The 13,100-nt window shown below is 61.5% G+C and carries 12 protein-coding genes; 3 read left to right on the top strand and 9 right to left on the bottom strand.

The features are described 5' to 3' along the window. Nucleotides 1–70: 70 nt before the first annotated feature. The gene (locus D5261_RS19135; protein WP_119323217.1) at nt 71–733 is read left to right on the top strand and encodes an MgtC/SapB family protein; all 663 of its coding nucleotides are present in this window, start codon (nt 71–73) and stop codon (nt 731–733) included. A gap of 32 nt (nt 734–765) precedes the next feature. On the opposite strand, the gene nadD is transcribed toward D5261_RS19135, so the two are convergent. The 7 genes from nadD to D5261_RS19100 form a co-directional block, all read right to left on the bottom strand. Continuing rightward, nucleotides 766–1,380, bottom strand: coding sequence for a nicotinate-nucleotide adenylyltransferase (gene nadD, locus D5261_RS19130; RefSeq protein ID WP_218025688.1), 615 nt, complete (start codon nt 1,378–1,380; stop codon nt 766–768). A gap of 10 nt (nt 1,381–1,390) precedes the next feature. After that, nucleotides 1,391–2,041 carry a hypothetical protein gene (locus tag D5261_RS19125; RefSeq protein WP_125206169.1) on the bottom strand — a complete coding sequence of 217 codons (651 nt, stop codon included), beginning with the start codon at nt 2,039–2,041 and terminating at the stop codon, nt 1,391–1,393. Between the two features lie 25 nt (nt 2,042–2,066). Further along, nucleotides 2,067–3,206: a glutamate 5-kinase gene (gene proB / locus D5261_RS19120; RefSeq protein ID WP_119323349.1), complete on the bottom strand. Its 1,140-nt coding sequence runs from the start codon at nt 3,204–3,206 to the stop codon at nt 2,067–2,069. Then, nucleotides 3,190–4,545 carry a GTPase ObgE gene (gene obgE, locus D5261_RS19115; RefSeq protein ID WP_119323219.1) on the bottom strand — a complete coding sequence of 452 codons (1,356 nt, stop codon included), beginning with the start codon at nt 4,543–4,545 and terminating at the stop codon, nt 3,190–3,192. The genes proB and obgE overlap by 17 nt, the downstream gene beginning before the upstream one ends. A gap of 4 nt (nt 4,546–4,549) precedes the next feature. Next, nucleotides 4,550–4,990: a hypothetical protein gene (locus tag D5261_RS19110; protein ID WP_125206170.1), complete on the bottom strand. Its 441-nt coding sequence runs from the start codon at nt 4,988–4,990 to the stop codon at nt 4,550–4,552. After that, complete coding sequence (locus D5261_RS19105) at nt 4,990–7,569, bottom strand: AAA family ATPase (protein WP_119323221.1); 2,580 nt, start codon at nt 7,567–7,569, stop codon at nt 4,990–4,992. Before D5261_RS19105 ends, D5261_RS19110 begins: the two co-directional genes overlap by 1 nt. A gap of 192 nt (nt 7,570–7,761) precedes the next feature. Next, nucleotides 7,762–9,108, bottom strand: coding sequence for a metallophosphoesterase family protein (locus D5261_RS19100; protein WP_119323222.1), 1,347 nt, complete (start codon nt 9,106–9,108; stop codon nt 7,762–7,764). Nucleotides 9,109–9,176: 68 nt separating this feature from the next. Between D5261_RS19100 and kdsB the strand changes: the two genes are divergently transcribed. Together kdsB and D5261_RS19090 are read left to right on the top strand one after the other, a co-directional pair. Beyond that, nucleotides 9,177–9,905 (top strand): 3-deoxy-manno-octulosonate cytidylyltransferase, encoded by a 729-nt coding sequence (gene kdsB / locus D5261_RS19095; protein ID WP_119323223.1) that lies wholly within the window; start codon nt 9,177–9,179, stop codon nt 9,903–9,905. A 255-nt stretch (nt 9,906–10,160) separates the two neighbouring features. Then, complete coding sequence (locus D5261_RS19090) at nt 10,161–11,507, top strand: 3-deoxy-D-manno-octulosonic acid transferase (RefSeq protein WP_119323224.1); 1,347 nt, start codon at nt 10,161–10,163, stop codon at nt 11,505–11,507. Between the two features lie 25 nt (nt 11,508–11,532). On the opposite strand, the gene D5261_RS19085 is transcribed toward D5261_RS19090, so the two are convergent. Then, nucleotides 11,533–12,369, bottom strand: a complete 837-nt coding sequence (locus D5261_RS19085) for a PPK2 family polyphosphate kinase (protein ID WP_119323225.1) — start codon at nt 12,367–12,369, stop codon at nt 11,533–11,535. A gap of 102 nt (nt 12,370–12,471) precedes the next feature. Continuing rightward, a complete protein-coding gene (locus D5261_RS19080) occupies nt 12,472–12,984 on the bottom strand; it encodes a putative immunity protein (protein WP_119323226.1) in 513 nt (170 codons plus the stop codon). Between the last annotated feature and the right edge of the window lie 116 nt (nt 12,985–13,100).

The following is a 13,100-nucleotide window of genomic DNA, read 5'->3' as shown; positions in this document are numbered from 1 at the left end:
TTTGCCGGGGAAGCGCGAAGGCGGAGGTAGGTCATCCGGGAGCGGCGCTACGCCAATGGCGAGTTTGTAAATGCACCAACACCCCATCATTGAACTCGCCGCTCTCCTATTCCTCGCCGCCCTGCTGGGCGGTTTGGTCGGCTGGGAGCGAGAGCGACACGAACGACCGGCGGGACTGCGGACGCATATTTTGGTGTGCGTCGGCGCGGCGCTGATTGCGATTGTCGATCGTACGGGAACGAATGGCGGAGGGCGGATCGCGGCGCAGATCGTGACGGGGATCGGATTTCTCGGCGCCGGCTGCATCATGCGCGATAACAGCGGCCTCGTGCGCGGCCTGACGACGGCGGCCAGCGTGTGGGTGGTGGCGGGGCTGGGGATTGCGATTGGCTACGGCGGCGAGACCGCCGCGCTTGCCGCCGTAGCGACCGGGATCGTGCTGATTACCCTTACCGTCTTGAACCGATTGGAATCGACGCTCAATCGGGAGCGAAAGCGCCAGGAACTCAATCTGGTGCTCGCCACGGGCGATGACGCGCTATCTCGAATGCGCGCGCTGCTCGACGCGCTGCGGGAACATGGGACACGCACGCGCGACATCAGCTTCAGCCAGGCCCCGGACAGCCTCATCGTGCGGCTGGAGCTGGTCATGAAGCGTAACACCAATCGCGACGACCTCGACGAACTCCTCAAAAAACGTCCCGAAGTTATCCATTTCCACTGGACCGAATAGGAGCTTCACGGAATAGGCCGCAGCTTTGCTCCTTACTCCATCTCATGCGGGCGATACAGCCCCGAATCTTCGATATAATCCACAATACTGTCCGGGCAGAGATAGCGAATGCTGCGCCGCTGATGAATGCGCACGCGAATGTCGGTGCTGGAGATGTCCAAACCGGGGATCGGCAGGAATGAGACGTGGTCGAGGAAGTTCTTGTCGGCAAGCTCCGAGAGACGCTCCAGCGAAAAGCCGGGGCGTGTGACGGCGATAAACTGGCACGCCTCCACCAGCTTGTCGTACTCGCGCCAGGTGAGGATTTGGAGGATGGCGTCGGCGCCGGTGATGAAGTAAAGGGCGTCGAGGTGGGTGTACTGCTCGCGAAACGCGCGGATCGTATCGATCGCATAGGACGGACCGGGACGGTCGATCTCGATCCGGGAGCAGGTGAATTGAGGATTGGACTCGGTCGCAAGCCGCGTCATCGCATATCTGTCCTCCGGAGAGCTGACAAGATACGCCTTCTTATGGGCAGGACGGCCATTTGGAACAAAGACGACTTCGTCCAGCGCAAACGCCTGACGCGCTTCTTCGGCCATGAGCAAATGACCGAAGTGAATGGGATCGAATGTGCCGCCCATGATGCCCACACGTGAAATCACTGACGACCTCTCAATGCTGCAAAAACTTTATTGCGCCGATTACGATGACGACTGTAAGCGCAATGGCGAAGACCGTTAAGAACATCACTACGCCCGGCGAATTCCAACGTATCAGATTGGACGGCCCAATTCGGTCCGTCACGAACGGTTTCACCGCGCTTACAAACTGCGTGTATTGCTCGGGAGCGAGCTTAAACGCCAGTGAGAAAGTTTTGACAACTCCTTTGTCGTTCGGCGCGTCAAACACGAGGCAGACCCGGCTCTTATTGGGAACCAGTCCAACCTGTTGTATATTCTCCCAAGGAATTACAAGCCATTTGCTTTTTCGAAAACCATACTCCATGACGAGCACGGCTAAGAGCCATCCAACTCGCAGGAGCGCAGCGACAATCAGGATCGGAATTTGTGTTTCCGCATTGGGAACGGCCTTCCCCATGACAGAGAGACCCGCCTGCTGAACTTCGATCGATCCGGTGCGAAAATCCGACACCGAGCCTTTGATGCGTAGAAACAGAGTGCTAAAAGGCACAATGCAGCTGCCGTAAACAAAGCCGGGAGCGTCGGAGATAGGAGCTGGCGGCCAGACACCGGCATCGGGAACAGACGAAGGGGGCCAGACAGGTGGTGCGGACGGCGGCGCGGGCTGGTCGGGCGGCGTCATAGCATACGTTCCTTAGCGTGTGGATTTAGAGATTGAGAACGAGATTGTCGCGATGCACTACTTCGTCGCTCGGCTTGGCGCCGAGGAGCTGGCTGATGTCGGCCGTGCGCCGTCCCATGATCTTGAAGAGATCGTCGTTCGCGTAGTTGACGAAGCCCTGCGCGAAGGCGTGGCCGTGGGCGTCGAGCAGGCGCACAAGCTCGCCGGCGCGGAAGTGGCCGGAGATGTGGGTGACGCCCGCCGGGAGCAGGCTTTTGCCTTCATCCACGAGGCGCTGGCGGGCGCCGTCGTTGACGGTGATCGAGCCCTTCGGGACAATCCCGTAGGCGATCCAGCGCTTACGCTGACCCAGACGCTCCGGGCGCGGCAGGAAGAGCGTGCCGCACTCGCCCGCGAGGGCGTCGGCGATCACGTTGGGACGGTGGCCGTTGGCGATGGTCATGCGCACGCCCGCGCCGGCGCAAATCTTCGCCGCCTGAATCTTCGTCGTCATCCCGCCGGCGCCGACTTTGGAGCGCGCCGAGCCGGCGCGCTGCTCGGTCGCCTTGTCGATCTTCTCCACAACGGGGATCAACTCAGCGTCGGCGAACTGCGTGGGGTCCCGGTCGTAAAGCCCCGCGACGTCGGAAAGCAGTAGGAGCGCGTCGGCCTCGGCGAGCGACGCCACCAGCGCGGCCAGCGTATCGTTGTCGCCAAACTTGATCTCATCAACGGCCACGGTGTCGTTCTCGTTGACGATCGGCACCACGCCGGCTTTGAGCAGCGCGGCAAAGGTGTTGCGCGCATTCAAGTAGCGCGTGCGGTCGCGCAGGTCGTCGCGGGTCAATAGAATTTGAGCGACCGTGACGCCGTGCGCTCCAAACGCATCGGCGTAGGTCTGCATCAGCAGGCCCTGCCCGACGGCGGCGGCGGCCTGCTTTTGCGGAATCGTCTTTGGACGGCCCACTTGCCCCAGGCGAGCCATGCCCGCGGCAACGGCGCCGCTCGACACCAGGATCACCGACCGGCCCTGAGAGCGCTGAGCGGCGATCTGAGCCGCCAGATCGGCAATATATGTGCGGTCCGTCACGCCGTTACTTTGCGTCACCGTGCTGGAGCCGACCTTCACCACCAGGCGCGTCACGACCGTCGGCTCCGCCGCCTCGATTTCAATCTTCGTAGTCATCGTCTTCATCGTCGTCCGAAGCCTTCTTCGCCCTCGGATCCTCCGCGTCCTCATCGTAGAAACTGAACTCAATCTTGCCGATCCGGACGCTATCGCCTTCCTTGGCGCCCAGGGCGCGCAGCTTGTTGATAACGCCGGCCTTCTCGATCGTCTTTTGCAGGCGCTCCACGGCGGCCTCGTTGTCCATATTCGTCATGGCGACCACGCGCTCCATGCCCGGACCGCTGACGATATAAATATCGTTGCCCTTATCGTAAATGGCGTCCCACCGGCGATCGCGCCGGCGCTGGGCCATCGTATCGACAGTGATCATCACGGTTTCGTCCACGGGCTCCGGCTCGTTAGGCAGCGCGGCAAGCCGTGTGGAGCATTCGTAAATGATCGCTTCCAGGCCCTGACGCGTCGCCGCCGAGACCAGGAAGACTTCGCTGCCTTCCTTCTCCAGCTCCTCTTTGTAAAGCTGAACCATCTCCGGCTCGGCGAGGTCGATCTTGTTCAAGGCGATGATCTGCGGTAGCTGCGACAGCTTTTCGTTGTACGCTTCCAGCTCACGATTGATGATCGCATAGTCGTCAAGCGGCTCGCGCCCCGTCATGCCGGAAACATCGATGAGATGGACGAGCAGCCGTGTGCGCTCGATATGGCGCAGGAACTGATGCCCCAGGCCGATGCCTTCGCTCGCGCCTTCGATTAGACCGGGAATGTCCGCCACAACGAAGTTGCGCTCCTCATCGACACGCACGACGCCGAGGTTCGGCACCAGTGTCGTGAATGGATAATCGGCAATTTTCGGCTTCGCCGCCGAAATGCCGGCGATCAAAGTGCTCTTGCCGACGTTGGGATAGCCGATCAGGCCCACATCGGCCAGCAGCTTCAGCTCCAGCTTGAGCGTGAGTTCCTGGCCGGGCTCGCCGTTTTCCGCGAACTTGGGCGCCTGCAACGTCGAGCTGGAGAAGTGGGAATTACCGCGTCCCCCCTGCCCGCCCCGGACGATTCGGATCTTCTGCCCGGCTTTGGTCAGATCGGCGACGACCTTTCCATTCGAGAGGTCGGTGGCGACCGTCCCGATCGGCACCTTCAGGACAAGGTCGTCCGCTCCCTTGCCGTTCATGTCCCGGCTCGCGCCGTTCACGCCGTTCGGCGCTTCGTACTTTCGCTGGTAGCGGAAGTCGAGCAGCGTGGACAGGTTGGAATCGGCTTCCATATAGATATCGCCGCCATCGCCGCCGTCCCCGCCGTTGGGGCCGCCGCGAGGGACGTACTTTTCTTTGCGGAATCCGACGGAGCCATCGCCGCCGTCGCCCGCCTTGACATTAATTGTGACTTCATCAACAAACATAAATTTACTCTTCCAAACCGTCAATCACCACCGGCATTCGATCCGCCAGGGTAAATCGTCCCGTCGCAAATTGCGCCCCCAGCCAGCCGCCCAGCGTTCCAAACGCGAGGGCGACCACCGGGTTGCGCACCAGAAAATAAAGGCCCAAATTGTGCGCCGACGCCGGCGTCACGGGCAGCACCCGCCAGAACGGATGCAATGCGCCGGCCACGAGCCAGACCGCGAACGCGGCGGCGGCCGCCTGCATGCCGTAAGTCTTGCCGATCAAGCCCCCCAGCAGTCCGCCGGCGAACGCCGGGACGATCAGCGTGAAGAACCCGACCGATCCATCGTAGAGCGCCGGATCCTGAAAGATCATATTGGCGATCGTCAGCGACAGCAGCTGATTGAGGCCAAACGCCGCGGCGAAAGCGACGACGCTCCCCATTGCGAAACGAAGCCGCATCAGCCCGAAGCCCCCTCCATGATCGTGATCTGCGACCCCATCGGCGTCTTCACGATCTCGACGCGCGAGGCGAAGGCGTCTTTCAGTTCATCGATGTGCGTGATCACGATGATCTTCTCGAAGTCTTCTTTGATCGCGTTCAGGGCGTCCACAAGACGCTCGCGCCCCTTGCCGTCCTGTGTGCCGAACCCTTCGTCGATGATCAGTGTTTGCAGCTTGGCGCCGGCGCGCCGCGCCAGCAGCTTGGACAGCGCGATCCGCAGGGCGAACGCCGCCCGGAACCCCTCTCCTCCCGAATACATCTCCAGCGGCCGCGTGCCGAGACTGTCGCTGACCTTGATATCCAGCGTCTCGATCGGCGTGTCCTTCTTGGACTTCGCCTCGCGCAGCGTCTCAAAGTAAATCGTCATATCGCCATCGGTCAGCCGCTCCAGCAATCGATTGGCTTCTTCCTGGATCTCCGGAATGGCGTTCTCGATAATCAGCGCCTGCACGCCCTTTTTGCCGAAGGCCTTGGCAAGCTGGTCGTGGATCTCCTGCTCTTTCTTGGCCGCGAGCAGCGCCGCTTCTTTCACAACCTTCTGCGCCTTCAGGTCCTCGCAGCGCATCACGAGCTGCTGATAGCGGCCGATCTCATGGGATGTCGCGCTCGCGCTCTGGCGCCGCTCGTTCTCCATCACCTTGATCTCATTCGCGCGGGCGTCCAGCGCGGCAAGCTCGGAGCTGACGTCGGCGATCTGCTTCTGCTGGATCATCGCCTCATCGCGCGCATCGCGCCGCTGGCGCAGCGATCGATCGGCGCGCTGCAAGCGGCTTTCGGCGGCGGCGAGCGCTTCGGCCGCGTGCGCCAGCTCCAGGTGCTGACGATCGACCGGCGCCAGCCGCGCCGCCGTTTCGCGCGCCGCCGCATGCGCCGCCTCGACATCGCCCAGCTTCGCAATCGCGTCGCGATAACGCGTGACCGTCGCCAGGATCTCGGGCGCGTACGCCTTGGCGTCGAACAGAGCCTTAGTCTCGGTCGCGCGCGCTTCCAATTGCGGCAGCTCGCGCTGCACTTCCTCTAATTCCAAGAGGCGCTGTTCGAGCTGTCCGAGGCGCACCCGGTCCGCCGTCAGCGCCGTGAGCGACTGGTCCAAAGCCGTGACCTGACGCTCCAGGGCCGCGAGTTCTTCCTTGGTCTGCTTCGCCTGCGCCCAGATCGTCTTGCGCTGCGCGTTGGACGCCGCGAGGCTGTCCTGGTACTCCCGCTGCGTTTCGGCGATCTTCTCCGGCGGCAGCGGCGAATTACAAACCGAGCATACGCCCTGCTGGTCGGCAATCGCCGCCAGGCGGCTCTCCCACTGCTTGATCTGTTCGCCGACGGCCGCATTGTCCTGCTGAAGCTGTGAGAGGTTCTCGCGCACAACGGTCAGGCGCGCCTGCGCCGTTTGGCGCTCGGCCTCCATCGACTCCGCGCCCGCAACCGCCGTCTTCGCGACGGCGTGTTCACGCTGCAAGTCGGGCAGGACCGCAATCCGTCCGAGCGCCTGCTGGTAATCGATCGTCGCGCGCTCCAGCTTCCGGTGCATCTCGTTCTGCGCCGTCAGCCACTCTTTCTCGGCGTCCGCGAGCATCTGACGCCCACGATGCAGCTTGGCGACGTTTTCTTCCAGCGTTCCCAAATCCTCGCGGGTCCGGACAAGCAGCGCGTGGTCCCGTTCGATCTCATCCTTACGGACCAGGATCGCCTTCCAGCGGTCGGCCTCGCGGTTCTGCTCCGTCAGCTCATTGGTCAGCTCCACGATTTCGGCGTCCAGCGTCGCGATCTGCGCCTTCACCCGCTCCGCGAATTCACGCTGACTTTCCAATTGCCCGCGCCGGTCCCGCAGATCGTCCCACTCTTTTTTGAGGACTTCCTGCTTGGCTTCCAGCTCGGCGTAACGCGCCTGCAATGCCGCCAGCGATTCGCGATACTGCGCCTCGCTCGCCAGCTCCGCGCTCATGCCGTTGATATCCCGCTCGGCGTCCACGACTTCCGTCATCGCCTCGCGCGCTTTTTCCCGCGCCTTGGCTTCGAGCTGATCGTAGCGAGACAGATCGAGGATGTCGGCCAAAATCTCCTTGCGCTTGCCCGGCGACTGCTGAACAAACCGATCCGCCTGTCCCTGCCGCAGATACGCCGAGTTGATAAACGTATCGTACGACATGCGCAGAAGCTTCTGGATCGCCCGCTCCGTTTCGCCCGAGTTGTTCCCCGTCAGCGACCGCCACGCGCCTTCCGCCTGCTCCTGCTGCAATTCCCAAACGTTCCCACTCGCGCGCTTGGACCGCTTGCGCAGCACGCGAAAGCGCTGACCGTCCAGATCGAACGTAAACTGCACGCTCATCTCATCCGCGCCAATGCGAACGAGCTCGTCGTGCTTGTTTTTCCCCGCGCGGCTTTCGCCCCACAGCGACCACGTGATGGCGTCCAGCAGCGCGCTCTTGCCGTTGCCGTTCTCGCCGGAGAGACACAGCGTATGCATCCCGGTAAGGTCGAGCACGGGCGCGTCCTCGCCGTAGGACATGAAGTTCTTGAGTTCTAGGCGGACTGGAATCATGAGTTCTGAATATTATACCTAACCAAAGCAAACCCACCCCCGGCCTTCGGCCGACCCCTCCCGCCGCCGGGAAGGGTTATTTCAGAGTGTGTTATCGTAAGCGCCCACCGTAAGAGGCAATCTTATTCACCCTTCCCGGCGGCGGGAGGGGTCGGCCGAAGGCCGGGGGTGGGTTTGTCTGGGTAACCCGCCTTACTTCCCTACCGTCTCCTCCGCCTCCAGCTCCCGCAGCAGCGGTTCGGCGCGGAGCAGCATTTCGTCCTTGCGGCCGCGCAGGCTGTCGCGGGTGTCGCAGTAGGTTGCAAGGGCCTGCAACGGGTCGAGCGCTTCGGTCATCAGCTTGGAGCGCACGGCGTCGGTGTCGCGCTTGATTTCCTTGTGCAGCGCCACCACCATGAACGCCGATTGCAAGGCCGCGCGCAGGTCGTTTTCGCGCAGGTGGGCCAGCTGTTCGGAGCGGATCTGGTACGACGCCTTGACGACAGCGTCCCGGATGTCGTGCTTGGCGATCGCCAGCAAAATCTTTTCCGTCGGCTCCTCGCCGGCGTCGGTCGCGTCGACTTCGATTTCGACAAAGGGACGCGTCTTGACCTCGACATGCTTGACTTCCGTGAAGCCCTTGACCAGATCGACGAGCGCGAACCCCTTTTCTTCATTTCGTTCGCCGAAGTCGATCCGCTCAATGCTTCCCGAATAAACGACGGGCGGCTGCTGCCCTCGGTTCAGATCCTGGAAGCGATGGATATGCCCCAGCGCGACATAGTCGAACGGCGACTGAGTCAGCGCGGACATCGAGACTTCGGGCTCGTTGGTCAAATATCCGATCTGGTTGGCGCTGAGCTTGGCGTTGGAGACGCTGAAGTGGCCCATCAGCGCCGTCGGCAAGTTGGGGTCGCATTTCGCCGCCAGCTGATTGATGCCGGCCTCATAGCGGGCGACGATCATCTCCGTCGTCTCCTGCACGCCTTTGTCCTTGGATTCTTCGCGCGAAAGAACCAGGCTCTTGATCAAATACGGCATCGACGCCACTTGCAGCGTATTGCCCTTGCTGGTGGTGACCTGGATCACGTTGGGCGTATCCAGCACGAACATTCGGCCCGCCGCAAGCGCGCCGAAGATCTCAATCGAGTTCGCGCGCCCCTTGGTGTTGGGGATGTCGTGGTTTCCCGCCAGCATCACCACCGGAATTCCCGCCTGTGTCAGACGCCCGATGCAGGCGGCGAATTCGCGCTGCTGCGTCTGGTTCGGATCGCGCGTTTTGTAGGCGTCGCCGGCGAACAGCGCGATCTCCACGCCCGCCGCGAGCGCCACGTCAATGGCGGCGTTCAGCGCGTCTCGGAAGTCCACCAAACGCGAGTTCAAGCCCGTCGCGGGATCGAAACGACCATAGTTCTCGACACCAAAGTGGACATCGGCAAAGTGCATCAGACGGATAGGCGGATGGGTCGGCATGGGTTTGGGGGTGTCGTAAAAATACAAATAGGCGTTCGATTTGCCTTGATTGTACCCGAAAATCGCCTCCCTTCGGCCCTCCGTCATTGACACCCCTCCACACGCTGGGTTATACTCAGGATTCAGTTTCCAATTTGTAAAGGCCGCACTTGCTTATGAAGATCTTAGGAGTCATCCCCGCCCGCCTCCACAGCACGCGCCTTCCCGGCAAGGTCCTGCGCCTGATCGCCGGCAAGCCGATGGTGCACTGGGTCTACCAGAACGCCCGCCGCTCGCCGCTGCTCACGGAGATCATCGTCGCCACCGACAGCCGCGAAGTCTACGACTCATGCGCCGCCGCCGAAATCCCCGTCATGATGACCGCCGAGCACCCGTCCGGCAGCGACCGCCTCTACGAAGTCCTCACCCGCACCGACGCCGATGTTTACGTCAACATCCAGGGCGACGAGCCGACACTGAAACCCGAGCACATCGAGAAGCTGCTGGCGCCTATGCTGGACGAACGCGAGGCGCAAATCGCCACCCTCAAGGTGAAGATCGGCGTGGACGAAGCGCAGAACCCGAACAACGTCAAAGTCGTCACCGCGACCGACGGGCAGGCGCTGTACTTCTCGCGCTCCCCCATTCCTTACGACCGCGACGGAACCGGCCACGCCGAATACTTCAAGCACATCGGCCTCTACGCCTACACCCGCGCCGCACTGACCGTCTTTCACGGCTGGCCGCAGGGAGGGTTAGAACTCAGCGAGCAGTTAGAGCAGCTCCGATACCTGGAAAACGGCGCGCCGATCTATGTGTCCGAAACGCCGTTTGAGACGGTGGGCGTGGACACGGAGGCGGAACTGCAAGAGGTGATCGCGCTGTTTGAGAACGAGCTGCATTGATTTACGCACCAGCAGGTGCGCCGCACCGTGATTAGGATTGCCGGCGGTTAAAACCGCGCCTACAAGAGCGCAGAAACCCACCTTCGTGGGTTACATCATCGGTCATGATATCGCCTAATGTGACGTTTATATTAGGTGATATCGCATAGGACTACGTAGTCCCCGCAGGGGGACTTCTGCGCTCTTGTAGGCGCGGTTTTAACCGCCGGCAATCTGCCTTACCGCCGTTCGTTTGGCAAAGATAGCCAACCCTATATGTACGCCCTATACACCACCCTCCTCACAATCTGGCTCCTGGCGATGGCCCCTGTTCTCCTCTACAACGCCGTCCGCCACAAGAAGCACCTGCCGAAGCTGCGCCAGCGCATGGGCCGTTTGCCCGAATCCCTGCGCGCGGACGGGCGCCCTACCCTCTGGATCCATGCCTGCTCCGTTGGCGAAACGCTGAGCGTGCAGGGGCTCGCAGCCGCGCTGCACGAGCGGTTTCCCGGCGCCCGGCTGATATTCTCGACCATCACCGCGAGCGGCAACGCCATCGCGCATGAGCGATATGAGAAGCTGTATGGTCCCGGCAATGTGTTCTTCTTCCCCGTCGATCTGCCCGGCGTCGCCGGCAATGTGCTGGATTTTATCCAGCCGTCGGCGCTGATTATCGTCGATACGGAGATCTGGCCGAACGTCGTGCATCAGGCGAAGCTGCGCAATATTCCCGTGGTGATGGTGAATGGACGGATTGCGGCAAAGTCGTTCCGGCAATATCTGTGGGCGCAGCCAATGCTCGCTCGTGTTTTGGGCGAGTACGCCGCGCTGCTGATGAAGTCGCCTGAGGACGCCGCCCGTATCCAGCGCCTTGGCGCGCCGCCGAGCAAAATCGCCATGAGCGGCAACTTAAAGTACGATCAGACACCCGCCGACGCCGCCCTGGTCGCCGAAAAGGCCAAAGGGCTGAATGCCGCGCTGGAGCTTTCACGATGGAAAGGGCAACTGATCGTCGCCGGCAGCACGCACGAGGGCGAGGATATTGTCCTCTTACGCGCCCTGCGCGCGCTTCGAGAAGATCCAACGCTGGCGAATACACGCCTGCTGATCGTCCCGCGCCACGCCGAGCGGTTCGACAGCGTCGCCGCCCTCGCCGAACGTGAAGGATTCACCGTGCGCCGCCGCTCCCGCCCTGGCGAGGCAAGCGCCGGCGCCGAAGTGCTGCTGCTCGACACCTACGGCGAACTTGCCGCCGCCTACCAGTTCGCCGCCGTCGCCTTCGTCGGAGGCACGCTTGTTCCCGTGGGCGGGCACAGCATCATGGAGCCGGCGCAGTTCGCCAAGCCGATCGTGATCGGGCCGCATATGGAGAACTTCCCACAGATTGTTGATGAGTTTTTGGAGAAGGGCGCGGCGATTCAAATCACGGCGCTTGAGAGTGACGCGGCGACACAGGAGCGTGATTTGACGGAGGCGCTGCGGTCGATTTTTGCAGATCCAGAGAAGCAGGCAAAGATGGGGGCGGCGGCGCGGTCGATTTTAGAGGACAACCAGGGCGCGACGGCGTTCACGCTGGAGCGGATCGCGGGGGTGGTGAGGATCCCCATCCCCCCGCCGAAGTAAATTTCGGCGGGGGGATGGGGCGCCCTCATGCCCGATCGCTTCCCGCCCGCGCCTCTTTCAGCTCCTTCAAGCGCTCCTCGCCGATCTTCTTCAGCGCGTCTTCCCATTCGCCCTTGTACGCCGCCAGCGTGTCACGAATGGTCGTCGCGATGGCCAGGTTCCGATACCACTTGTAATTGCCGGGAATGATATACCAGGGCGCATTCGGGGCCGCCGTCGCGCCAATGGCGTCTTCGTAGGCGCCCATGTACTTGTCCCATAGCTCGCGCTCTTTCCAGTCGCCGGCGCTGAGTTTCCAGGCTTTGCTGGGATCGGCTTCGCGGGCTTTCAGCCGCTTTTCTTGCTCGTCTTTGCTGATCATCAAGTAGAACTTCATGATGATCGTATTGGAATCGGCCAGCATCGCCTCGAAGTTCTTGATATGGTCGTAGCGCTTCTTGCAGGTCTTTTCGTCGATCAGGCCATGCACCTTGGTCACGAGAACATCCTCGTAGTGCGAGCGGTTGAAGATCGTCATGTTGCCCTTGCCGGGCGTTTGCTGATGGATGCGCCAGAGGAAGTCGTGGGAGGCTTCGAGCGTCGATGGGACTTTGAAGGACGCCACAGAGCAGCCCAGCGGGTTGACCGCCGCCATGACGTGCGTGATGGTCCCGTCCTTGCCTCCGGTGTCGGGGGCTTGCAGCACGATCAGGACACTGTGCGTCTGCGCGGCGTAGAGCAGATCCTGGAGCTGATTGATCTCTTCACTGAGACTCTGGATCTCCGCCTCACTCGATTCTTTATTGGTCTTGCCCTTTTCGTTTGGATCGTAGTCTTTCAGCCGAATCTTCTGCGGCTTGTCGATTTTGATTGCGTTCGCCATTCATGCCCTCCCCAACGGTTTGAATACATAGTGTACGCAAAAACGCGCTCGTTCAACCATACAGACGCAAAAAAAGAGCGCATCGCCGAAGCAATGCGCTCTTTAATCAAACACAAACCAACACGCATGATTACGCAGACGCTGGTCGTCTAGCACGAGATCTCGGATTTCGTCGGGCAGCAGGTCACGCTGCCACTGGCATTCCTGACGACCAGCAAGTTCGCGTTCCCCCTCAGGAGCCGCCGCTTGCGCCGCCCGAATTGCGTAGGCCGCCGCGCCTAGTTCGTGCGCCGCCACATGGGCAACCGCCGCCGCTTGCCCGGCGGCGTAAGCAGCGTATCTTGCAGCGCCGGAGAGGTCTCTGGCCGCCGCATTGGCGTCATAAGCGGTCTTGCGGGATTCGCGCATACCAATCTCGCCGCGAGCCCACGCACGGCATTGCTCAATCGCATGTCGCGGCCCGTTATTTCCAGGTCGCGCTTCCTCAAAGAAATGCAGTACGTGCTCCGCACATGCAGCAGCCCACATCGCCAGAAGGTGGTGATTTGTATCGGTCAGCGTTCCGCCACGACGAAGAGTGATAAATCTAGGGTCACGGGGTTGAGTGAGAATCATACAAGCCCATCGATAGAGTTAATATCTACGACGATTGTACCGCAAACAGAGGTTAAGGTCGCGACGAAAAAAGAGCAGGGACAGTATGTCCCTGCTCCGCACGGTAAATGCTATGG

Origin of the sequence: Capsulimonas corticalis (assembly GCF_003574315.2) — a bacterium.
GTDB lineage: Bacteria > Armatimonadota > Armatimonadia > Armatimonadales > Capsulimonadaceae > Capsulimonas > Capsulimonas corticalis.
This window is presented reverse-complemented; position numbering and strand designations above follow the sequence as displayed.

What these genes read in the sequence shown, in the direction of transcription:
- D5261_RS19135 (WP_119323217.1), top strand. Translation starts at nt 71, where the DNA reads ATGCACCAACACCCCATCATTGAACTCGCCGCTCTCCTATTCCTCGCC.
- D5261_RS19125 (WP_125206169.1), bottom strand. Translation starts at nt 2,041, where the DNA reads ATGACGCCGCCCGACCAGCCCGCGCCGCCGTCCGCACCACCTGTCTGG.
- proB (WP_119323349.1), bottom strand. Translation starts at nt 3,206, where the DNA reads ATGACTACGAAGATTGAAATCGAGGCGGCGGAGCCGACGGTCGTGACG.
- obgE (WP_119323219.1), bottom strand. Translation starts at nt 4,545, where the DNA reads ATGTTTGTTGATGAAGTCACAATTAATGTCAAGGCGGGCGACGGCGGC.
- D5261_RS19110 (WP_125206170.1), bottom strand. Translation starts at nt 4,990, where the DNA reads ATGCGGCTTCGTTTCGCAATGGGGAGCGTCGTCGCTTTCGCCGCGGCG.
- D5261_RS19105 (WP_119323221.1), bottom strand. Translation starts at nt 7,569, where the DNA reads ATGATTCCAGTCCGCCTAGAACTCAAGAACTTCATGTCCTACGGCGAG.
- D5261_RS19100 (WP_119323222.1), bottom strand. Translation starts at nt 9,108, where the DNA reads ATGACGGAGGGCCGAAGGGAGGCGATTTTCGGGTACAATCAAGGCAAA.
- kdsB (WP_119323223.1), top strand. Translation starts at nt 9,177, where the DNA reads ATGAAGATCTTAGGAGTCATCCCCGCCCGCCTCCACAGCACGCGCCTT.
- D5261_RS19090 (WP_119323224.1), top strand. Translation starts at nt 10,161, where the DNA reads ATGTACGCCCTATACACCACCCTCCTCACAATCTGGCTCCTGGCGATG.
- D5261_RS19085 (WP_119323225.1), bottom strand. Translation starts at nt 12,369, where the DNA reads ATGGCGAACGCAATCAAAATCGACAAGCCGCAGAAGATTCGGCTGAAA.
- D5261_RS19080 (WP_119323226.1), bottom strand. Translation starts at nt 12,984, where the DNA reads ATGATTCTCACTCAACCCCGTGACCCTAGATTTATCACTCTTCGTCGT.